Annotated in this window: 25 protein-coding genes and 1 pseudogene; 6 read left to right on the top strand and 20 right to left on the bottom strand. The window is 67.4% G+C overall.

Going from position 1 to position 19,496, the window contains the following annotated elements; all coding sequences use genetic code 11:
• The first annotated feature begins 2 nt into the window (after positions 1–2).
• A complete protein-coding gene (locus ACFWV3_RS32735) occupies positions 3–662 on the top strand; it encodes a hypothetical protein (RefSeq protein WP_382416985.1) in 660 nt (219 codons plus the stop codon).
• Here ACFWV3_RS32735 and ACFWV3_RS32730 read toward each other — a convergent pair.
• Positions 650–994: a hypothetical protein gene (locus tag ACFWV3_RS32730; protein WP_382416983.1), complete on the bottom strand. Its 345-nt coding sequence runs from the start codon at positions 992–994 to the stop codon at positions 650–652. The two genes, ACFWV3_RS32735 and ACFWV3_RS32730, sit on opposite strands and share 13 nt — an antisense overlap.
• Positions 991–1,254, bottom strand: coding sequence for a hypothetical protein (locus tag ACFWV3_RS32725; RefSeq protein WP_382416981.1), 264 nt, complete (start codon positions 1,252–1,254; stop codon positions 991–993). The genes ACFWV3_RS32730 and ACFWV3_RS32725 overlap by 4 nt, the downstream gene beginning before the upstream one ends.
• A 141-nt stretch (positions 1,255–1,395) precedes the next feature.
• On the opposite strand from ACFWV3_RS32725, the gene ACFWV3_RS32720 reads away from it, so the two are divergent.
• Both ACFWV3_RS32720 and ACFWV3_RS32715 read left to right on the top strand, forming a co-directional pair.
• On the top strand, positions 1,396–2,643 hold the full coding sequence (locus ACFWV3_RS32720; RefSeq protein WP_382416979.1) for a hypothetical protein: 1,248 nt from the start codon (positions 1,396–1,398) through the stop codon (positions 2,641–2,643).
• Entirely contained in the window at positions 2,633–3,172 is a 540-nt protein-coding gene (locus tag ACFWV3_RS32715) for an NUDIX domain-containing protein (RefSeq protein WP_382416977.1), read from the top strand. The genes ACFWV3_RS32720 and ACFWV3_RS32715 overlap by 11 nt, the downstream gene beginning before the upstream one ends.
• Before the next feature lie 118 nt (positions 3,173–3,290).
• Here ACFWV3_RS32715 and ACFWV3_RS32710 read toward each other — a convergent pair whose 3' ends face one another.
• Positions 3,291–5,303 carry an NACHT domain-containing protein gene (locus tag ACFWV3_RS32710; RefSeq protein WP_382416975.1) on the bottom strand — a complete coding sequence of 671 codons (2,013 nt, stop codon included), beginning with the start codon at positions 5,301–5,303 and terminating at the stop codon, positions 3,291–3,293.
• A 256-nt stretch (positions 5,304–5,559) separates the two neighbouring features.
• Positions 5,560–6,549 carry a site-specific integrase gene (locus ACFWV3_RS32705; RefSeq protein ID WP_382416973.1) on the bottom strand — a complete coding sequence of 330 codons (990 nt, stop codon included), beginning with the start codon at positions 6,547–6,549 and terminating at the stop codon, positions 5,560–5,562.
• Positions 6,550–6,844: 295 nt separating this feature from the next.
• On the opposite strand from ACFWV3_RS32705, the gene ACFWV3_RS32700 reads away from it, so the two are divergent.
• Positions 6,845–7,498: a pentapeptide repeat-containing protein gene (locus ACFWV3_RS32700; protein ID WP_382416971.1), complete on the top strand. Its 654-nt coding sequence runs from the start codon at positions 6,845–6,847 to the stop codon at positions 7,496–7,498.
• 200 nt (positions 7,499–7,698) lie between these two features.
• Here ACFWV3_RS32700 and ACFWV3_RS32695 read toward each other — a convergent pair whose 3' ends face one another.
• From ACFWV3_RS32695 to ACFWV3_RS32675, 5 genes are all read right to left on the bottom strand, one after another.
• The gene (locus ACFWV3_RS32695) at positions 7,699–7,899 is read right to left on the bottom strand and encodes a hypothetical protein (RefSeq protein WP_382416969.1); all 201 of its coding nucleotides are present in this window, start codon (positions 7,897–7,899) and stop codon (positions 7,699–7,701) included.
• Between the two features lie 122 nt (positions 7,900–8,021).
• Complete coding sequence (locus ACFWV3_RS32690) at positions 8,022–8,165, bottom strand: hypothetical protein (protein ID WP_382416967.1); 144 nt, start codon at positions 8,163–8,165, stop codon at positions 8,022–8,024.
• A 9-nt stretch (positions 8,166–8,174) separates the two neighbouring features.
• A complete protein-coding gene (locus ACFWV3_RS32685) occupies positions 8,175–8,729 on the bottom strand; it encodes a hypothetical protein (RefSeq protein WP_382416965.1) in 555 nt (184 codons plus the stop codon).
• Entirely contained in the window at positions 8,726–8,938 is a 213-nt protein-coding gene (locus tag ACFWV3_RS32680; protein WP_382416963.1) for a hypothetical protein, read from the bottom strand. The genes ACFWV3_RS32685 and ACFWV3_RS32680 overlap by 4 nt, the downstream gene beginning before the upstream one ends.
• Before the next feature lie 149 nt (positions 8,939–9,087).
• Positions 9,088–9,252, bottom strand: a complete 165-nt coding sequence (locus ACFWV3_RS32675) for a hypothetical protein (RefSeq protein ID WP_382416961.1) — start codon at positions 9,250–9,252, stop codon at positions 9,088–9,090.
• A 79-nt stretch (positions 9,253–9,331) separates the two neighbouring features.
• Here ACFWV3_RS32675 and ACFWV3_RS32670 point away from each other — a divergent pair, with 79 nt between their 5' ends.
• Positions 9,332–9,676: a hypothetical protein gene (locus ACFWV3_RS32670; protein ID WP_382416959.1), complete on the top strand. Its 345-nt coding sequence runs from the start codon at positions 9,332–9,334 to the stop codon at positions 9,674–9,676.
• A 172-nt stretch (positions 9,677–9,848) separates the two neighbouring features.
• Here ACFWV3_RS32670 and ACFWV3_RS32665 read toward each other — a convergent pair whose 3' ends face one another.
• The 3 genes from ACFWV3_RS32665 to ACFWV3_RS32655 form a co-directional block, all read right to left on the bottom strand.
• Positions 9,849–10,337 (bottom strand): helix-turn-helix transcriptional regulator, encoded by a 489-nt coding sequence (locus tag ACFWV3_RS32665; protein WP_382416957.1) that lies wholly within the window; start codon positions 10,335–10,337, stop codon positions 9,849–9,851.
• 59 nt (positions 10,338–10,396) lie between these two features.
• The gene (locus ACFWV3_RS32660) at positions 10,397–10,627 is read right to left on the bottom strand and encodes a hypothetical protein (RefSeq protein ID WP_382416955.1); all 231 of its coding nucleotides are present in this window, start codon (positions 10,625–10,627) and stop codon (positions 10,397–10,399) included.
• 85 nt (positions 10,628–10,712) lie between these two features.
• A complete protein-coding gene (locus tag ACFWV3_RS32655) occupies positions 10,713–11,222 on the bottom strand; it encodes a hypothetical protein (RefSeq protein ID WP_382416953.1) in 510 nt (169 codons plus the stop codon).
• Between the two features lie 148 nt (positions 11,223–11,370).
• Here ACFWV3_RS32655 and ACFWV3_RS32650 point away from each other — a divergent pair, with 148 nt between their 5' ends.
• The gene (locus tag ACFWV3_RS32650; protein WP_382416952.1) at positions 11,371–11,679 is read left to right on the top strand and encodes a hypothetical protein; all 309 of its coding nucleotides are present in this window, start codon (positions 11,371–11,373) and stop codon (positions 11,677–11,679) included.
• A gap of 496 nt (positions 11,680–12,175) precedes the next feature.
• Here ACFWV3_RS32650 and ACFWV3_RS32645 read toward each other — a convergent pair whose 3' ends face one another.
• The 8 genes and pseudogenes from ACFWV3_RS32645 to ACFWV3_RS32610 all read right to left on the bottom strand — a co-directional run.
• Positions 12,176–15,142, bottom strand: coding sequence for a bifunctional DNA primase/polymerase (locus ACFWV3_RS32645; RefSeq protein ID WP_382416951.1), 2,967 nt, complete (start codon positions 15,140–15,142; stop codon positions 12,176–12,178).
• On the bottom strand, positions 15,139–15,384 hold the full coding sequence (locus tag ACFWV3_RS32640; RefSeq protein WP_382416949.1) for a hypothetical protein: 246 nt from the start codon (positions 15,382–15,384) through the stop codon (positions 15,139–15,141). The genes ACFWV3_RS32645 and ACFWV3_RS32640 overlap by 4 nt, the downstream gene beginning before the upstream one ends.
• 237 nt (positions 15,385–15,621) lie before the next feature.
• Positions 15,622–15,807, bottom strand: a complete 186-nt coding sequence (locus tag ACFWV3_RS32635; protein ID WP_382416947.1) for a hypothetical protein — start codon at positions 15,805–15,807, stop codon at positions 15,622–15,624.
• 201 nt (positions 15,808–16,008) lie between these two features.
• Positions 16,009–16,521, bottom strand: a complete 513-nt coding sequence (locus tag ACFWV3_RS32630) for a hypothetical protein (RefSeq protein ID WP_382416945.1) — start codon at positions 16,519–16,521, stop codon at positions 16,009–16,011.
• A complete protein-coding gene (locus ACFWV3_RS32625; protein ID WP_382416943.1) occupies positions 16,518–16,769 on the bottom strand; it encodes a hypothetical protein in 252 nt (83 codons plus the stop codon). The genes ACFWV3_RS32630 and ACFWV3_RS32625 overlap by 4 nt, the downstream gene beginning before the upstream one ends.
• 125 nt (positions 16,770–16,894) lie before the next feature.
• Positions 16,895–17,230: a hypothetical protein gene (locus ACFWV3_RS32620; RefSeq protein WP_382416942.1), complete on the bottom strand. Its 336-nt coding sequence runs from the start codon at positions 17,228–17,230 to the stop codon at positions 16,895–16,897.
• On the bottom strand, positions 17,227–18,666 hold the full coding sequence (locus tag ACFWV3_RS32615) for a recombinase family protein (protein ID WP_382416941.1): 1,440 nt from the start codon (positions 18,664–18,666) through the stop codon (positions 17,227–17,229). The genes ACFWV3_RS32620 and ACFWV3_RS32615 overlap by 4 nt, the downstream gene beginning before the upstream one ends.
• A gap of 29 nt (positions 18,667–18,695) precedes the next feature.
• Positions 18,696–19,463 (bottom strand): annotated as a pseudogene (locus ACFWV3_RS32610) (alkaline phosphatase D family protein); the annotation flags it as partial.
• Positions 19,464–19,496: the final 33 nt, after the last annotated feature.

The raw sequence follows: 19,496 nt of genomic DNA, 5'->3' as shown, positions 1-19,496 counted from the left end.
GAGTGGAAGCAGGTGACGCCGCCGCCTGGTTTGCCGTGGCGGTCGCGCTGATCGCGGCGTTCATCGCGCTCGGCAATGCCAACTCGGCAAAGCGGCAAGCCCGTGCGGCGGAAGCGGCTATCGGCCATGCGAAACGCAGTGCCAAGGCCGCTGAGGATCAGGCCGAAGCGGCGCGTGAGCAGGTTGCGCTGATGCGTCAGCAGTTGGATCTTGAAGAGGGAGACCGGCGAGAGCTGGACACTCCCAAGTTCGAGGTTGAGTGGTGTCGGGATGACGGTGACGGTTGGGGAGCCGTTAAGGACTTCACCCTCAAGTACCTCAGGGGTCCTGCGTTTCTTGACCAGGTAGAGCTGACCTTGTTGCCCGATGCCGACATCACAGGATTCGTCGTGCGAGAGGAACTCGAAGATGTTGGCCGGTTTTTCCCGGTTGTGAAGGACCGGGAGTTCGCTCCGGTCCTGCGTTTTGAGAAGGTCAGCAGAGGAACCGTCAGAACCTTCAAAGCAGAGATTGCTCGCGGCTCCACCTCGGTCGTCGTCGGCATCAGCTCGTCCGCAGGCGCGGAGTCCTGGCCCACCGTGCCTGCGAAGATGGTCGACATCAGGCAGCGGGCCAGGCAGGAGGCTCAGCGGAACCTAGACGCGCTTGATCAGCGCTGGTGAGGACCACGACCTCGTGCCCGTCTGGGCGCCAACCGGTCGTCGGGCGTCGGCAACAACAGCAGCTCGTTCACGACTGCCGCCAACGAGTCCGTAACTTCCCAGACGATCATGCCGTCGCGATCGACACGGATGCCGAGCGCGTCGCCCTCATCGTGGAAGCGGATCGAGTCGACCCACCCGCCCGGCCAGCGGTGGAAACCGTCCAAGAACGCCTGCCCCTCCTGATACGGCAAGAACGTCCACCCGCCACCCTTCAAGTCGAGCAACGGCCTCAGCACCGGGAACAGCTCGACGGCGGCGGCCTCCGGCGAGCCCGGCACGAGCGCGGTCACGCCACACGCTCCGAGGTGGAACCGCGCCCAGCGGCCGGGTCGGGGGCGCCAACCGCCGGGCGCGGAGACGGGAACAGCGGCATCAAGTCCGCGCCGCAACGCTCGCGCAGCTCGGCCACCGTGCTTCGGCCGGCCAGCGCCGCGCGGACGCGCTCGACCTGACGGCGGCGCAGCACCTCGCGGCGGACATGGTGTGCAACCCACAGCGCTGTGCCCACCGCCACGCTTGCCAGCAACCCGAGGATGACAACGGCTCCCATGCCTCAAGGTTCGGCAGTCCACCACCCCGTCCGCAGGGCAGAAGCCAGGGCAGGGCGGGGCATCCCGGGACAGAACAGGTCCACGAGTCTCCGGCGCACCACGGCTAGTCTCTTAAGCGTTCCGGCCGAGGGAGGTGGCGCATGACCGAGCCCAACAATCTGCTGCGCGCCGCCCGTGAACGCACCCCGTCCCGCGTGGCTCCCGGCGAGCCGATGTCACGCCGGGAGCTGGCCGAAGCCGTCAACCGGTGGTTGTGGGTCACCACCGCCGAGCGCTACGAACTCGACGCACACAGCATCGGCCGCTGGGAACGCGGCGCGGTCCGCTGGCCGGGTGCCCACTACCGCGCGGCTCTGCGCAGCGTGCTGAGCGCGGAGACAGACGCCGACCTCGGCTTCCGGCCGGCCGGTGCGGTCGCCGCCGGGCAAGCGCTCACTCCGGCTCCGGTCACCAGGACCGAGCCGTGGACGATCGCGGACACCCTGACTCGCGCGAGCATCGACGGCGTCGCCCTCGACCACATGGCGCGGGCCGTCTACGGCCTGGCCGAGCGGTACCCCTCCACACCACCGCAGGAACTGTGGCCCACCGTCTCCGGTCTGCTCACGCGGCTGAACGACGCTCTCGGTCACCCGCAACCCCAGCGGGTCCGCCGTCAGGCCGTCATCCTGCTGGGAGTCCTCTCCGGAATCGCCGGGAGCCTGTGGGTCGACTTCAGCCGGCGTGACCAGGCCGCCGCGTACTTCGACGTCGCCGAGCTCGCCGCACGCGAAGCCGAGTCCCCGGACCTCGCCGCGTGGGCGCTCGCCACCCGCTCCGTGGACGCGTTCGCGGCGGGCGACACCCGGTCCGCGGTGACCCTCCTGGCGCGCGCCGAGCACGAGGCCACCGGCTCCGGTCCTCGGCGGAGGGCGTGGGTGAGCGCGATGCGCGCTCGTGCCGCAGCCGCACACGGAGATCCGGTGACCAGTGCCCGCGCGCTGGAGGCCGCCTACCGCCACGTCGAAGCGATCACCGAGCCGCCGGGCGGGACGGAGTTCTTCGACCTGCCCCGGCTCGACGGAGTCGCCGGGACGACATACCTGCTGCTGCGCGACACCGCGCGGGCACGGCCGCTGCTGACCGGTGCGCTGCAACGACGCGCACCCGAGGACGTCAAGGGGCGCGCCCTGCTGGGGCTGGACCTGGCGGAGTGCGCCCTGGTCGAGGGCGATCCGGTGGAAGCCGGTCAAGTCGCCATCGCCGCGCTCGATCAGGTGGGAAACGCGCTGGTCGAACCGATCGTCGTTCGTGCGCGAGCGCTCAGTGCGAGCGTGAACCACGTTGCCGGAGCCCGTGCCGTACTGAAACTCGATGCCCGACTGCTGGAGGCAACCCGTGCCCGTTGACCCGACGGAATGGACGGTCCACGGGACCCGGCGGGCGTACGAGTCGCCCTGGGTGAACGTCGACCTGGACGACGTCGAGATCCCCGGCGGGCCACGCTTCGAGCACCACGTCCTGCGGTTCCCCCGCGCCTCTACAGGCGCGGTCGTCATCGACGGCGACCGGGTCCTGTTGCTGTGGCGCAACCGCTTCACCACCGGCGTGTGGGGGTGGGAGATCCCGGCGGGCTGGTCCGACGACGGCGAGGATCCCGCTGACGCCGTCGCTCGCGAGATCCGCGAGGAGACCGGCTACCACGCGGCCACGATCACGCCGTTGATCAGCTACAGCCCCATGACAGGCATCAGCGACCAGTGGTATCGCGTCTTCCTCGCCACCGACGTCCGGCACGAGGGCGAACCCGAAGCGGCCGAAGCGAGCCGCGTCGAGTGGCTGCCCGTCGGCGACCTGCCGAAGCTGATCGCCAGCGGCCAGATCACGGACGGGCCGTCGTTAACCGCGCTGGCCGTCTACCTCTCCTCACCGCGCTGACGCTGGCGTAGTGGAGGGCGTCGTCGACTGGCTGAAGTACGCGGTAACGCACGCCCCCTCTGGAGACTGCCGACAATCTGGACAGGCTCGTTGTGGCGGCCTGGATCAACTTGGTGAGTTAGCTACTGGCCCCTGCTGGTTGAGGGTGGCGGGCCAGGTGGTCCTGGAGTTCACGGTGGCGGAACTGGTAGCCGATGCCTGCCTGCCGGATCAGCCCGACGTGGTAGCACCAGTGCAAAAATCGTCCGAGTCGCCAAGGCAGTGTCGGTGCCCCGAACCACCCGCGTGTGCATAGGAGAAGTGCTACGTAACGAATGCCGACCCGCCCGATCGTGATCCCGATCGTGATCCCGATCGCGAACGCCACCACGAGAATGGAAGCGAGCCCCACTGCGAGCTCATCCAGCAATACGAGCACGAAAGAGAACACGAATACCAACACGAGTGCCGCGCTAGCCACGAGGTCGTTCTTGACGATCTCTCGGGGATCCCACCTCATAGACACCCCATTGTGCTCATGCGGGTTCTTGACCACGTCACTGAGCCCAATAAAAATACCGATCGTGATTCCGATCGTGATTCCGATCGTGTTCGTGACCGCAAATAATAGAGCCACCCCAAGTCCAAATATGACCCCAAAGAAAAGGGACAACAAAAACGATCGAATTCCCTTTGAAGTGCGGAGTTGGCGCACATTGACATGAATCGGCTCAGGCCAAATTCTGGCCCAAGCAAGATAAGTCATAAGGGAGATACCAACCGCAGGCACGGCGAATCCGACTACTTGGGTGGGAGTGAATCCGATCCCAAAGTAATTCAGCAACACAAGGGCCGCGATAAGCCAAATCAGGGCAGTTGCCAACACAATAGTGCCACGAACGCGATTGACGCCGCCAAGCGGCCACAATTGGTGAAGTACGAGGTCAGTTCCAGACAAAGGAACGCCATCGAGGATACGTCCGGTGGTGGCGTTGTGGTCCAGATACCTAGCTAAGACCCCGAGCCACTGCAGGGTCTGGTCTGCGGTGTAGGGCGACTGCTTGTCGAACTGTGTGGCGTGCGCGGCAGTGGTAGCTGCGATGAAGTGGGTAAGCAGATGCTCGCGCACAGCGTGATTGCTGGTAGCGGCCACGCGGATCAGGTCAGCGGGGTTGCGGCTATAGCTGTTGTCGGAGTTGCGCTGCTCGTAGACGGTGGCGGCCAGCGACAGCCGCCACGGCGTGGACAGCCCCACCGCGAGCGGACCGCCGGGGTGATCGTCGATGGTGGACAGGACCGTCTGCCACCGAGCAGGGTTGTCCACCCGTGACTGGATGAACTGCCGGGCCTTGGCGGAGTCGACCGCGTCGATGGTGACCAGGGCTGCGTCGTGGGTCCACACCTCGGCCTTGGTGAGCGCTTGGTAGTGGCCGGTGCGACAGGTCAGAACCAGCGGTGCCGCGTGCCGCCCGTGCTGGTATGCGTTCAGAGCCCGCACCACGTCCGCGGCGCGAGAGGTGTGGCCGGGGGTGTCATCAGCATCCACCTCGTCGAGGCCGTCGATGACGGGAAGGATCAAGCCAGCGTCGACGAGGGCTTGTGCGGTGCGCAGGTCCTGTTGGTAGGCAGTCACCAGGTGCTGGACGAGCCAGCCGCTTAGCGGGTGACTGGTGTCCCAGATGGTGGCCGGAATCCGCACCGGCACCGGCTGCCCAGGGTCGGGGTTCTCCAGCAGTCCCAGTAGCAACTCAAGCGCGAGCACTGTCTTGCCCGCTCCTGGAGCCCCGGTGATCACCAGACGTTGCGGCTGCAGATCCCGGTAGTAGTCCACTACTTCCGTGAGCTGGCCTTTCGCCCTGGCGTGCTGTGTGGGGTGGGCGGGAGCCGGGCGGAACGCGAAGTCGACATCGATCGTGCGGTTCTTCTGCCCCAACAGCTGTGTCCGAGCCCGACCTTCCCTTGACCGCACTTCGTCCGCCAACCGGGCAGCCATCTCCGCCACCGGCACTGGTGCCATCCGCGTCACCCGCAACGCCTGGCGTCCGGACCACAAACCCGCCGCCAGCGCCAACAGGGCCACCACCGCCGACACTGGGTCTACCTCGCCAAGTTTCGCCTGCGGCACCAGCCACAGCCCCAGCACGACCGCCACGGACCCGCACGCCACAGCGCCAAGCCCGTATGTCCAGCCTGACCTGTCGCCCTTGGTCATAGTTCTTCCACCCACGCCACCCCTTGAGCCATGAACATCAGTTGATCGGCTCTCGTAGCTGCGACATTGCACCGGCTTCGCACATGCACCCGATCTGCCTAACGGCTACGCGTCCACCCATCGCCGCCCACAAGCCATCAGCTGGACAAGACAGCTCTCTAGTGACCAAGTCGATCTTGCACAGCCGGGCCAGGCGCTACAGCCCGATGCCGGCCACCGCGTTGTCCGCCCACTGGTCCACGGTGCGCATGTAGTCGTAGAGCACCGGGGAGTTGGGGGCGTGGCCGGTGTGCTGGCTGATCGTCTTGGCGTCGTGCCCTGCCCGCCGCGCCTCGGTGGCCAGGCCCGCGCGGGCGGAGTGGCCGGTGAACCGCACGGTGACGCCCGCCCGCTCTCCCGCCGTGGTGATGATGGTCCCGACGGACTGGGCAGCCAGGCCGCCGAGGATGCGCCCGTGCCGGTCGATGCGCCGGAAGGCCGGACCCTCGGTGATGCCGGACGCCGCAAGCCAAGCGCGCCAAGCCCGGACAGGACAGGTGCTCTCGTGCGAGCCGTGTGGGACGGCCACAGTGCGCCCGCCGGTCTTGCCGGACCGGATGGTGACCACTAGCCCCTCCGCGGCTTCCTCCATGTCGGAGACGAGCAGGGCGGCGACCTCGGAGCGGCGGCCCGCGATGGAGAACGCAATCAGCACCACGGCGCGGTCCCGGATGCCGGTGAGGGTCTCGGGGCACGCGGCGGAGATGGCGCGCAGGTGCTTGATCTCCATCGCCGGGGCCTTCCCTCGACCGCGTTTCTCCCCCGCCTCGGCGAGGCGACGCCGGTAGCCGTTCAGGGCTGCCCTGGCGGCCTCTGTGGCGACCTTGGGCGGCTCTGCGCCCCTCTGACGTAGGCCGACGACGGCACCGGCCAGGCGGCGGTCCACGGTCGCAGGAGCGGCCTCCTGGCGCTCCAGCCACACGACGAAGCCGACGAGAGCCCCGGCAGTCGCGGAGTCCTCCGGGATGCTCAGCTCGGTGACGTACCGCGTCCAGACCTTCCAGTCGCCCTCGTAGGCGCGCTGGGTGTTCGCGGGCCGCTGGGTGCGGACGTACTCCTGGGCCGCCGTGTCGAGCGCGGCGAGGCGCTCCTCTGGGGTGGCGGGGAGGGCGGCAACGGGGGCGACCTGAACCAGATCCTGACTCACGATATGGCAACTTATCATGAGTCACACCCGGATGGGCGCATGTCCGCCCGCCCGCGTAGGAGGACGATGAAACGCGAACACTCCGGGTTGCGATCTTTCGTGGGTGTCCGGAGTTCGCCGCAGAAGACCCGTTCGCCCCGCCAGGCGGCTTGCGAGCAGGCCCAGCCGTCCCTCACTCGCTTCCGGCAGAAAGGCCAAGAAGCCACGCAACTGGCAGGCGACGAACGCCTATTGGCAGGCGGCCATCGCAGGGTTCACAGCGCTAGCGGCACTAGGCGCGGTCGTCTTCTCTGCCATGACCGTGAACGCGAGCCAACAAGGGCAGTACACCGACCGTTTCAACAAGGCGATCGAGCAACTTGACAAGTCAGGTGCGGACCACCTGCAAGCCCGCCTCGGCGGGATCTACGCACTGGAGCGGCTAGGCAAGGACTCTGCTCGCGATCAGCCTGTCGTCACCGAAGTCCTATCCGCCTTCATCCGCTCGACCACCTCAACTCGATCAGCGGACTGGCCCTCGACGGCCGCAAAGTGTCCCGATAAGCCGGTGTCTACCGACGTTCAGGCGGCCCTCACCGTCCTAGGCCGGCGGGATGCTCGCAATTACGAGAACGACGTACGCCCCGACCTCAACGGCGCGTGCCTTCGACAGGCGTCCCTCCAAGGTGCGTACCTGACGGGAGCCAATCTCTCCAAGGCCGACCTCGGTGGTTCGGACCTCTCTGGTGCTGTGCTGGCTTTGGCCGACCTCAGACATACGGAGTTCTCCTCCGAGAATTCTCCGCACACGCTCCTTCTCCACACGATCATGTACGGGGCGGACTTGCGGGGCACGAAGTTCACGGGTGCCTACCTGGGAGGTGCTGACTTGACCAAGTCCAAACATGACGCCGAGACCTCCGTAAGGGGCGCCATAACCTCGCAAGACACTAAGGGAGAGTGGTGGTAGCAGTCCTCCCGCATGCCGACCCCCGCCATAGGCACTTTCTCCGGCACACGCTGCACCGCCCCTTGCCTCGCTGCTTGGCCTGCCGGGCGGTCACGCTCTTGACTGGGTTCAGCTCGCGCCCGTACTTGATGAAGCTGCGCACGGCCTGCTGGGAAGCTCGGCACTGCCCCCTGACGCCCCGCCTGCCAGCCCGCTCCCGATCACCGCGTCGGGAACAGCGTCGGCGGTCGCGAGAGGCTCTGCCACCAGTAGCACGGCGCACCCGGCCCGTTGTCGCGCGCACGCGGATTGGTCAGGCATGGGTCCGGTTCTCGCGGTGCGTTGGCCTCGGCCTCGGCGCTCCCGGTCGCGTAGCCCTCGTCGAAGCCCTCGTCGTAGCCGAGCTGGTACGCAGTCCTCACGTCTTGCTCGTTGAACGTGCGGGAGATACTCGTGACGGGCGGAGCAGGTGGCGAGGTGCGCACGAGAGGCTCGGCGTCCCGCATCGCCACGCTAGTGATCCACCCAAGTGCCGTGCCCGCTATCAGCGCGGCGGCAACGGCTGCCAGCACGGGCAGTCGGTCTCGCCGTGCGGTGGGGCGCCGCTGGCCAGCGCCTTCATCAGCAGCCGGCGTCTCGTCCATGACAACTCGTCGCAGGCCGGGTGACCGCCGTTACGGCTCCTCATGGCACATGGTCAGGGAGTCCAGCGAGCCAACCACGCCTCGACTTCCGTGAGTCCGATCGCCACCGGCTGGCCGCGCCAGTGGGCCACGAACGCGTCCCGGATGTCCCGGTCGCTCTCGTCGACCTTTCCCTTGGGGCTCTTCTTGACCTCCGGCAACCGCGACTCGTCTGATATCCAGCGCAGGATCGGGGCGACGAGGCTTCCTCCAAGCGGGACCATCCCCCGCGCGCCGATCGTGCCGACATGATCGACCTGGGCGAGTTCAATGAGCAGGTGCAGGCCCTTGTTCGCCGCCCACCTCGCCGCTTTGATCCCTACGGGCAACTGACCCCTGTCCGGATAGCCGGGGATCGGCGGGATGCCGTCAGAGCCTCGCGCCGCATCGTCGAACGCCCGCGCCCAAAGCAGCACCTCGACCGCGGTGGCATGCGCTTGGTCGAGCACCTCGGCCGCCTGCACCGGGTCGAGCGGAAACATCCGGCCCTGATTCATCACCGGCAACAGTCGCCACCGAAGTAGTGCCCGTTCGAAGGCGGCCTTCGCCCTGGCGTGCTGCTCTGTCACGCTGCCGCTCCGGCGAAGCACTCGCGGCAGATCAGGGACCGGCCGCGCCCCAACTCCTCGGAGTTCGAGCCCGACTCCCGGCCGCAGATCCTGCACAACTTGTCCTCGACGATCTCCGCGAGCGCCTCGTGCCACGCCTCCTCCGGCGAGAGGATCGACTTGCCCTCGCGGATGCGCTGCACACAGTTCGAGCACGCGACTCTGCTCATGTTGACGTTGTAGCCGGCCTCCGGCTGGCCGCACGCAGAACACCTCCACACTCTCCAGCGCGGATCGGCTGCAGTCTCACGGGTCACGCGCGCGGCCACGGCGTCCGACACGTGGACGACCAACGTCTTTAGGTCCTTCGTCTCGATCTTCACTTCGCTTCTCCTGCCCACTCGAACTCGGTCTGAGGCCCCGCCAGCAGGAGCCCGGTGGCGTCCGGCCCGAACAGCTCGGCCGGGGCCGCATCGGTCGGCAGGCCGTCGGCCGGAAGCCAGTTCAGGCCGCCATCCGCGTCTCCAACCTGGAATCCGTTCACAGCCTCGATGATCACCCGCTCCGAGCAGCCCGCCCGTCCGCCACGCCGCATATCGCCGCAGCTCAAGCGGTAACAGACGGTGGCCTTGCTGCGACTTCAGAACATGGCCAGAAACCGCGTGGTCGAACTGGCACAGTCGGCCACCTCGCTCATCGCCACCATGGCGGTGATCGCGGCCGTGATCTGGTTCCTCGGCTGGCGGGATGCGGACGAACCCCGATCCAGGCCGATCGATGCCAATACCTCCGGGTACGAGCAACGCCAGCGCGACAGTTACCAGCAGTACCTGATTGACGAGGGCCACAGGCGCGAGCAGGACCGCCAGCAGGAGCTGGAAGACGCGCGCGACGAGGGCTACTCGGATGGCTACGACGAGGGGTTCGAGGACAGCGACATGGGCGACTACTCGCCGGATGGCCCGTAGGGCACCCCATCATCCAGCTCGCGCAGTGCGTCTCGCAGCAGCGCATCAGCGGCAAGCTGATCGCGAACTCGACGTCGACCGGCGCGAGCCGCAGCACGCACGAGTTGTCGGCCGGCCAACTCCGCCAGCTCGGCGTCGGAAGGCGACAGCTCGGGCCACAGCTCCCGCAGCCTCACGCCGCGTCGCGCGGCCACGTGTCCTCCAGCATCGACAACAGCACCGACGCGAACGGGTCGGCCTCGGTCACCGGCAACTCGCGAGCAGCCCGCAGATCAGCGGCCAGCCGATCACGTCGGCGCATCGGCGTGGTGCTGAACTCGCGCAAGCTCTCCCCGGCCGCCAAGCGGAACCGCATGTCCAACGCGACGATCGTCCGCAGGTCGCAGCCCTCGCGCAGGGCGCGCGCCAGCTTCCACGTCATCGACGTGGACGGGCGCTGACGGCCCTTCTCCAGCCTGTAGACCGAAGCCGCGGTGATCCTCGCCGCTTCCGCAAGCCGGACCTGAGTCCAGCGCTTTGCGGCGCGCTCAACGCACAGGACGGCACCGAAGGTCGCCTCAAGTCGAGCACGCTCGTCACCGTAGGCGCGGCCCCGGTGTCTGGACCCCGGTCCGTCCGCAGTGGACCCAGCGTGCGAGCGCGGTGGGTTGATCTGGCTCATGCCGTCCAGCCTGCGCCCCAACGACTCTGGCTCGGCCGAGGCACGCCGGACGGCGCGAATCAGTCAAGCTCGTCGCGCCACTCATCGCCCGGCTCGGCCGGTGGCCGGCCACAGACCTGACAGTTCTCGTGCCGGATGAGCCACCTGCGCGAGATCTGTCCGAAGTTGGACCCTGGCGGCAACTCCAGCCACTCGACGTCGTCCTTCGTGCGCTCGTGCCCCTTCTTGCACGGGCCGGGCTCGTAGGCGGCTTTCTCTTCGTCGGTGAACTCCTTGTCGATGTTGGTCACTTGAGCACCTCCAGGACCTCAACACACGGTTCACTAGGATGCGCCTGCTGTTTCCGCCCCGCACGCGACGACTCCCGGCGACACCTCATGACATGGACTTCCGCGCCAGTGCAGTGAACTTGCGGATCTCGTTCTCCATCGCGGTGGCGTAATCACGTACCCCTGGTGGCAGGTCACTCCTGTCAAGGACCCCGGAGTCCTCGACGATCCACTGCTTCCGCCGGAACTGCCGATCCGCCTCGCGCACTGCGAACGCCTGATGTGCCAGTTCGTCAGGCCCGTATAGGTCGATCAACCCAGCAACTTGGCGTAGCTCGTTCCGCGCCGTGTAATACGCGGTCTCCAGGGCAAGGATCTCATCGGCCGAGACCTCCTCGCCTCCTACTTTCACTCGGCGATGGGCAACGTTCAGACGGATCACCCCCGACCTGGACGAGGTTGCCGCCTCAACGAAGCGAGCACATCGCTCACCATGTTCTTGTCGTGCACGTGCCCGCCGTGCAGCACTCAGCTTCAGCGGTTCGACAAGCGCACCCACAGTCACGCCGCCAAGGGCGGCGACCGCGGCGATCAGGGCCGGCCACAGGGTGTTCACGACGAAGAAGTCCGCAGGGTCGTCGTCGGCGTTACTCCAGCGCTTTCATGCCATGCCAATAGGAATCTTCGATTGACGCGGTGATCGGATGTAGCACCGCCAGTCGAGCAGAACGCCGTCGCCGAGTAACTCGTCGATGATGGGGCTCATGACCGCAAACGAAGACCAACAGCGGCTGGCTCGCCAACGCGCGGCCCGCGAGATGTTGGCGGCCGACGTCTACGCCGGTGCGCTCACGAACACCTTCCGCGGAACCCGGCACGAAGCAGAGGCAGTCAGGCTCGCACGATTGGTCGCCGACTCTGCCGTGGACGCTGCCATTCTTCGTCGGGGGGCTCATCGAAGCCCAAGTGCGACGAGGGCCGCCGACGAGGCCCGGCAGGTTGCGCGGCTGGAGCGGCAACGCGCCGATGAAGCCGTTGAGCGCTGGTTTGCCGAGACCCATTCAGCTGGCTGACCGGTTGTCATCCGGCCGGTTGCTGGTGACCATTGGCTCCAGCCGGGCGACCACCAAGGTATTGCGTGAAGTCCGATGTCTTCAGCCGACGCGGCGGCATGTTAGGTCGGTGGTTAGGTTGCCGTCCTGGGCTGGTTAGGTTGGATGTTAGGTTGCCGCAGCGCTCTGACCTGCGAAGGTTAGGTTGGTTAGGTTGCCGGGCCGGTTCAGGCCGCCCTATGCCCGTGCTGCGTGCGTCCACACGAATGCGTACGGGATGCGCACGGCATGTGCGCCCCACCCAGCCTCTTCTTTTCCTCACCCGCGTAGGGATCGAAAATCAACCTAACTGACCTAACATCCGCAGGTCAGGGGCGGTTTGGCAACCTAACATCCAACCTAACCTCGCCTGGTCGGCAACCTAACCGGCAACCTAACATCGCCCTTCCGCCAGGCCCCAGACGCGCGACAGCCCCCGGACCATGAGACCGGGGGCTGTCGCGCGCGGGTGAATGGCTCAGGCGGCGGGGGCCTTGATGGTGACCCCGCCCTCCTCGAACTGGCCGCTGCCGTCGTCGTGGATCTGAAAGTGGGCCACGTTGCGGGGCTTGGTGGTGCTGAACGTGTACGGGCCGACCGGCGCCCCGATCACCTTCGCGCGCAGCCACTTGCCGAACCGCGAGCGCCGGTCGGTGCCTTGCGGGCCGATCTGCTCCGGCAACTCGATCCTGTAGGCGTCCACCAACGCCAGCAGCTCGTCCACGCGGACGGGCCGGTTGGCGCAGGACTCCCGGCCCGGCTTGACGATCTCGCCGTCCGCCTTCACCGGTCCCTCGCCTGGGTCGTTGGCCCAGGTCGTGCAGAACGTCGAGATCAGCTCGGTTTCGACGTCGATCGCGGAGGCGGCGGCGCTGCGGTTGGCTAGGAAGCCTTCCAGGCCAACGTGTGCGGCGATGGAGCCGACGACGTTCACCCACTTCTCGAACGAGCCCATGCGGGGGAGGTCTGCGGCGACGGGCTTTCCGGCCGCCACCCATGACTGGATCATGGTCAGCACGGCCCACACGAGCTGGCCTGAGTTCTCCTCGGACCAGCCGATGAGGTCCTCGTGCTTGAACCCGGTGCGCTCCTCCGGGGTTTCCGTCCCGGCATCTATGCGGATGCGCACGATCCTGCGGGCCAGCTCGGAGGACGCCACGACGTTGTTGCCCGTGCCGATCCACAGTCCCGGTGTCGGCAGAGTGATCTCCTCGTGGGTGCCCATCAGCCGGTTGCGCACCATCGGCCACTCGGTGATCGCGGCGGCCAGTGCGGCGGAGTTCAGCGCGGCGTCGATGTTGTCGAAGCCGAGCACCGGCCTCCCGGTGCGCATGGAAGCGACGAGGCTCTTGGGCCACTCGGTTTCGTCGCGGGGCGCGAGTACGAAAGCGAAGTCCGGTGCGAACGGGCGGACCAGGACGGTCGTCAGCTTGCCTTTGCCGGTGCCGCGCCGTGGGGTGTCGACCAGGAACATCGGAGTTGCCCCGGTGATCATCTCGCGGGCCAGGAGCGTGATGGGCATGGCCATGGCGGCGGTGCGGTCGGCGGTCGTGTCGAACGGGAAGTCGGTCAGCAGGTCATCGGTGAAGATCGCGACGGCCGCGCGGACCTCCTCCACGCTGGGTACGGCGGAGACCTGTGGGATCTGCGGGGTGCCGGGCGTCTGGATGCGGTACACACCCGTTTTGGGGTTGTATCCCAGCGCCGTGATCAGCTCGCCGTCCTGGGTGAAGTACGGCAGCGTGGTGATCCGCTTCAGCTCCGGCAAGCGCAGCAGCGAGGCCCCGGAGTACAAGGCCGCGACCACATCGCCGGGGATCTTCGAGGTGTGCACCATCGTGATCGCGCCGGTCTCGAAGTCCCGGAGCCGGTCGCGGAAGTTCATGCGCTGCGAGAGCAGCACGGCCAGTCGGTCGCGGTCGATGCGCAGCAGCTTGCCGGTGATCGGGTGCAGCTCGACCAGCTCACCATCCCCGTAGATGAAGACGTGCGGATCCTCGGCCTCCGCCGCCGCGAAGAACTTCGCGGCGTCAGTGGAGGTGTCACGCAGCGGGCGGCCGGTCATGACCACGTCGGGCAAGCCCGCATCCTGCTCGTGCGCCTCGTCGGCCTCCTTGTGGCGGCGCGGCTTCTTGGCCTTGGGCACGATGCCGTTCGCCTGCGACGGGATGGTGTTCGCGTCGTGCGAGATGTCGTTCTCGAACAGCGGCGCGGCGTAGGTGTCCCACAGGTCGTCGCCAATGACGTCGCGGAACATCTCTACCGTGCCGAGGTCGAGGTACTCGCCTTGGCCGTACGTCGCGACGATGCTCAGTACCGTTCCCCTGTCGAGCTTCTGCTCGGTCGGAGTGAACGCCTCGCCGTTCGGCTGCCACGGCCGCCCCAGGCCCGAGAGGAACCCGCTGTCCAGGGTGCCCCGGGCCTCCGCCTCACCGTCCTGGGCGACGTACCCGTTGGCCACGGCCGCACCCCAGAGCGCGTCGCGCGCCTCCTGCTCGCTGATGCCGTTGGCGGGGTCGGCGACGAGCCCGGCGACGCTGTGCGCGGCGTTGTAGAGGGCCTTGTTCCGTCCACTGTGGGTGGTACGCAGCTTGTCGATGAGGCGGTCGAACTTGTGGCGGCCGGTCCCATATCCGTTGCTGCGCAAGGCACTGCTGGAGCGCAGCGGGATGACCTGGGCGCGCGGCTGCTTGTCGATGCGGTCGAGCACCCAGCCGGGCGGCTGCGCGAGCGGCGCCATCGTCGCGACCGTGTAGGCGCCCTTGGCGGTCTCGCTCGGTGGCAGCACGACGTATCCGCCCGCCGCGCGGACATCGACGCCGGTGGCGATCTTGTCCTCCGTGGAGGCCGCACCGACCCCGTTGGCCCACGGCTTGCCGTCCGCGCGGGCCCGCGCGGGCCATGCGAACAGGTAGTGCGGGCCGCCTCCACCACTGATGTTCTGCCAGGTGACGGGCCATTCGCTCCCGTGGCCGGCAATTGCTGCGGCGAGGGTCTCCCGGCCGTCGATGACGGTGTCCCCGACCTGCTTGGCCACGTCGGCTTCGATGAGCAGCGTGCCCGTGGCGTTGCCGTCGTATGGGCCGGTGACGCCGCCGATGTTGGCGGCGGGGTACCGCGTCCACCACTCGATGATCAGCTCGACGTCGGTGGTGGCGCCCAGGAGGCCATGACAGAGCCGGTGCCCGCACTGGGCGAAGCAAGCCCGCCCAGTGAGGCTGTCGCGCTGTTTCGCGGCCTTGCAGCGCCCACAGGCGCCACGGGGGCGCTTGGACCAGTCGGCCTGCCCAGCGGCGATCTGGCCCGGCTTACGGCGGTCGTTGAGCGGGAACACGGGGATCCCGAAGTCGACCGCCCAGAACACGGCCCAGTCGATCAGGGGCCCGTCAGCGGCCGGGGGCTCGAACATGCGCTGATCGGCGCCGACAGGCAGGGTCGCGGTCACTTGGTCACCGCCGAGACGAACGCCGCGCGCAGCCGGTGACCGGGCGCGAGCTGCGTGACCCTCACACGGGCGGTGCGGGCCACCTCGGGCGGGATCCCGGACACGATCAGCGCCGAGCGCTCGACCCACGTCGCGGCCCTCCAGAACACGGTGGTGTGCGGGTGGCTGACGAAGAATTCTGCGTCGCTCTGCTGGGTCGCGGTGGCGGCGGCGAACGTCGGACACGTCGGTGCACATGTCAACACGGGACCGTGCTCGGTGAGGTGCGGTTCCGCCCCACAGTCGGGGCAGATGTATTCCTGCTGTTCGGGGCCTTGCGTTACCATGAAAACTCTCAATTCCCGGACACCCCACGCTTTTACTAGCCGAACTACGTCGGCTAGCATCGAAGCGAAGGTGTTCCGTCCATACGCTGGTTGACCTTCAGACCCCGCTCCCCCGGTGCGACCAACACCGGGACCCGGAGCGGGGTTCTTGCGTTAAGCGGCGCTGCCGCCATTCGCAGCCGCCTCGTATTCGGCCAGCAGGCGACGCGCGAGAGCCGCACGCGCCTGGGCAGCGCGGCTTGCCTTGGTTGCCGCTTCTCGCCGCTGCTCGGCGGTAGTACCGACCCAGCGGGCGCGTCCCGCCTTCGCGCGCTTCGCACGCAGCTCGTCGCGATCCATTGGATTCTCCGTTCACGCAGTGGATGACAGAAATCTAGATCGAAATCTGCTGGGAGTCGAGCATATCCAGCAATGTTCGGTGGTCAGGTTTAATCGGTTCGTCAAGTCCACAGAAATCCGCAGATCAAAAGAATCGAACCGAATTAACTCGGCTATTCAAATAGGTGTGCCCCGTCCAGAACCGGCCGGGGCACACCCTCATCAGCTCCGCCGCCAGCGCCTCGGCGGCGGCGCAGGCACCGAACGCTCGATCACGACAGGCACCTCATCACCGTCGAGTGCGGCGAGTTGCCGAAGAAGATCCGCCCGACGCTGCGCGAGATCCGCATCTCGCGCGCGAACTCGACGGTCGTCATCGGCGCGAGCCTCGTCCGCGACGGCCCGGCGCTCGTGCTCGGCGCGACCGCGTCGGTTCAGCTCCGCGGCGGCCTGCTGGAACGCGACCGGCATCGGCCAGCGGCCCCAGAGTTTCGGCCCGTTGGCCTCGCCGAACCAGCGCGCCATGACCTCGCCCGTCAGCTCGTCGGTGACCGGGCCGCTGATTGCGAGATCACCGAGCAGACGGCCGTCAGGGGTTATCCGGAAGCGGACGTTGTCGCGAGCCATGTCAACGAGCAGGGCTTCGTCGGGCACGTGCGTCGCGACACCGACGGCCGCGCGCAGCATGTCGACGTCGGGACGGTCGGGGAAGGAGGCGACGTCGAAGGCGCTCACGCGGCCACCTCCGAGCCATCCGCAGCGATTACGGCCGGCCGCAGGATCTGCGACAGCCGATCGCGCTGCTCAAGGCTGAGCGGCGGAGCCGCAGCGACGGATGCGGCGACGGCGGCGAGGTATCGCTCGCTGCGCCATTCCCCTTGCGCAGTAAGGGTGTCGGGGTGGTCGGGGCCGAGTTCGCGAGTACGAGCGGCGTACCGCGCCTGCGCTTTCCGGGCCTCTGAAGTGAGGAGCTTGCGGGTCATCGGGTCCTCCAGGACAGCCGACTGCGCCGCCCGAAGGAGCGATTCGCTCGTGGGACGGATTCTCGGTGGTCAGCAGCCACCGGCCCGCTTCCAGCGCATGAGCGCTGGTCAACAACTGAAACCTATCAGAACTTAGATCCGTTGTGCGCCAGCACGTTCAGCGTGTTGAGCTCGATCCGGTCCAGGTTGTTCGTCTCCAACGTGTCGAACGTGGACGAGATGAGCGCGGACAAGACGCGCGAGTTGATCCCGCAGGCGGGGCACTCGAACCGGAAGCCGCTCCGCGTCTGCTCCACGCCGCCCCGCTGCCGTGCGTGGCCTAGAACGGCGTTGCCGATGCCGCCGTGGACGTGGGCGTACCAGATCCCGTCCACACGTGAGAACCACTCGATCAGCTTCGAGCTGTGCCGGGTAGTGCCTGTGCCCTCGCAGTGCACAGAAATCCACAGGTCGTCACTCATCGCCGCCATCCGACCGTGGTGCGCTCGATCACCGCGAGCAGCCGCTCTTCCTTGCTCGCCCACCGGCTCAGCCTCCGCGCCGACGGACCGACCTCGATCGTTTCGAACAAGGTCTTGATGACCGATCGGCGTCCCGCCAGCGGCAATGCCTCCCACCGGGGCGCACTCACACCGGACGTGAACGCGCCGCCGTCGAGCAGCGCCAGCCCGGCGGCACAGGTCGCGAGGTCGTCCAGCCGCTTCAACGCGGCGTCGAGCTGCGGCTGGAGCGCTCGTTCGAGTCCCGCGAGCGCGGTGGCGGAAATGCCGTCAGCCTGCGCGAACGACTGCCGTGCCTCCTCCAAGCGGGCCTGTAGCCGCGTGATGTCCGCCTGCGCCGCCGCCGTCTCCTCGTCCGGCGGCATGAACAGTGTCCGGGCGTCCGGGCGTGCCAAACGCTTCTGGGTCATTGTGGTGATCACTTCGTCGAGGTCATCGGCGCGCACCGAGGTGCAGCCGTCGTGGACGCACCGGTATCTGGAAGGCCGATGCTCACTCGCGGGCTCCGCGTTCAGCGGGCCACCGCAGGGCGCCGCGCTGATGTAGCTCAGGAGGTACTTTTTCGCTGCGGGCGGGGCCAGCCTGCGGTCCGGGGCGGTCAGCACAGCCACCGCGCGGCGGTACAGGTCCTGATCGACGAGCGGCTCCCACGTGGCTGGGTGAAGCTCACCCTTGTGCGAGCGCAGGGCGATGTAGCGAGGGTGCGTCGCGAGCGTCTTGACGACCCGTGCGGTCCACTTGCCGCCCTTGGGGCTGGGAACGCCACGTGCGTTCAGGTCGTCGACGATGTGCTTGAGGGGCTCCTCCCTTGCGGCGCGGCCGATGATCTCTTGCACGATCACAGCGCGCTCGTCCGGCACGTCGCGGAAGATCTTCCGGTTGTGCGCGTCGTACATACGGGTGTAGCCGTAGGCCGTCGGGCCGTGAGACTTGCCCGCGAGCGCCGCGCCAGCAGTCCCCCTCCTGACATCCTCGGACTTCCTTTCTGAGTCATGCGCAGCATCCACGCCGTCGTCGAGCAGCGATTTCCAGTCGCGTGCCACGCGCGGATCGTAGGTACGTCGGTGCTGTACGGCGTGAATCAGCACTCCCTGATCACGACACAGGTCCACAAAAGCGGCCCAAGTTTTGACGGTGCGGTCACCTCGGGACGAGTCCCACATGATCACGACATCGAGGTGTCCAGCCCGCACGTCCGTGACCAGCTGCGCCCAGTTGTCGCGGGACTTTTTGCCAAACCGGCTGGCCGACACGAGGTCGGAGTACCGCGAGACTTCCTGCCAGCCATGTCCGGTGCACACAGCCTCGCTGGCTCGCTGCTGGTCGGCTACGGAGGCCGCGTTCCCTACTGATTGCCGCGCGTATGAGCCAGCGCGAAGCGGTGCAGAGACTGACATGGGTGCTACTGTAACCGCAGAAAACAGTAGTCCAGGATCTCGCCGGGGTACCAGTTGTTCGTGACCTCGTGGTCGTCCCACTGCGCGATGATCGGCACCTTCGCGGCGAAGCGCTTCACGTTCTCGTCGAGGAAGTTGTAGACGAACTGGCCGCGGTACTCGTCGAGCGTCTCGGCGACCTTCGACTTCTCCGGGGTGACGAGGTTGCGCCAGATCCGGCCGTCCGGGAGCGTCACGGTGGGCTGCATGGGGTTGTCGGAGTAGACGCTGTCGCCGCTGTGCAGGAAGAAGTCAGGCCTGCGGTCGGCCATGGCCTTGAAGATCGGCATGCCGCCGAGGTCGGGGTTGATGCCCCAGCCCTGGCCCGCGACGTCACCGGACCACACGAACCGCACGTCCTCGCGGCCGATCGGAGCGGTGGTGAAGCTGCCCGTGACGGCCTCGCTGCGGGTGCGGCCGTCGAGGTCCTCGGCCGTGACGCGGTAGTAGGCGGTGCGGCCGGGCAGCAGGTGGCTGACGCGAACCTGGCCCGTGCCCCCGGTCTCCGGCGTGAGCAACGGGCCGCAGACGCGCCGGGAGAGGCGGAACTGCGGGTCGTTGGACACCTCGACGAGCATCCGGGACGGGCGGTCGGCGCGCGTCCACACGATGCCGCCGTCCCAGGTGACGTCGCCGGACTGCACGCCGTGCGTGAGAGTCGGGCGACCGGTTCTCGCGAGGCTGACGCCACTCGGGAGGAGCGCGGCGGCCGTGCCGAGTGCGCCTGCCTTGAACAACGTGCGACGGTCGAAGGTCATGCGCGGTTTCTAGTCGCCGGGTCTGGCCGGCGG

The sequence above is a fragment of the Lentzea sp. NPDC059081 genome, from assembly GCF_042738015.1.
GTDB lineage: Bacteria > Actinomycetota > Actinomycetes > Mycobacteriales > Pseudonocardiaceae > Lentzea.
Note: the sequence above shows the minus strand (reverse complement) of the source record. Positions and strands in the feature narration are given on the sequence as shown.

Excerpts from the sequence above, each read along its gene's own strand:
- ACFWV3_RS32725 (WP_382416981.1), bottom strand. The coding sequence starts at position 1,254 with ATGGGAGCCGTTGTCATCCTCGGGTTGCTGGCAAGCGTGGCGGTGGGC.
- ACFWV3_RS32720 (WP_382416979.1), top strand. The coding sequence starts at position 1,396 with ATGACCGAGCCCAACAATCTGCTGCGCGCCGCCCGTGAACGCACCCCG.
- ACFWV3_RS32700 (WP_382416971.1), top strand. The coding sequence starts at position 6,845 with ATGACCGTGAACGCGAGCCAACAAGGGCAGTACACCGACCGTTTCAAC.
- ACFWV3_RS32690 (WP_382416967.1), bottom strand. The coding sequence starts at position 8,165 with ATGAGGAGCCGTAACGGCGGTCACCCGGCCTGCGACGAGTTGTCATGG.
- ACFWV3_RS32680 (WP_382416963.1), bottom strand. The coding sequence starts at position 8,938 with ATGAGCAGAGTCGCGTGCTCGAACTGTGTGCAGCGCATCCGCGAGGGC.
- ACFWV3_RS32665 (WP_382416957.1), bottom strand. The coding sequence starts at position 10,337 with ATGAGCCAGATCAACCCACCGCGCTCGCACGCTGGGTCCACTGCGGAC.
- ACFWV3_RS32650 (WP_382416952.1), top strand. The coding sequence starts at position 11,371 with ATGACCGCAAACGAAGACCAACAGCGGCTGGCTCGCCAACGCGCGGCC.
- ACFWV3_RS32635 (WP_382416947.1), bottom strand. The coding sequence starts at position 15,807 with ATGGATCGCGACGAGCTGCGTGCGAAGCGCGCGAAGGCGGGACGCGCC.
- ACFWV3_RS32625 (WP_382416943.1), bottom strand. The coding sequence starts at position 16,769 with ATGACCCGCAAGCTCCTCACTTCAGAGGCCCGGAAAGCGCAGGCGCGG.
- ACFWV3_RS32620 (WP_382416942.1), bottom strand. The coding sequence starts at position 17,230 with ATGAGTGACGACCTGTGGATTTCTGTGCACTGCGAGGGCACAGGCACT.
- ACFWV3_RS32615 (WP_382416941.1), bottom strand. The coding sequence starts at position 18,666 with ATGTCAGTCTCTGCACCGCTTCGCGCTGGCTCATACGCGCGGCAATCA.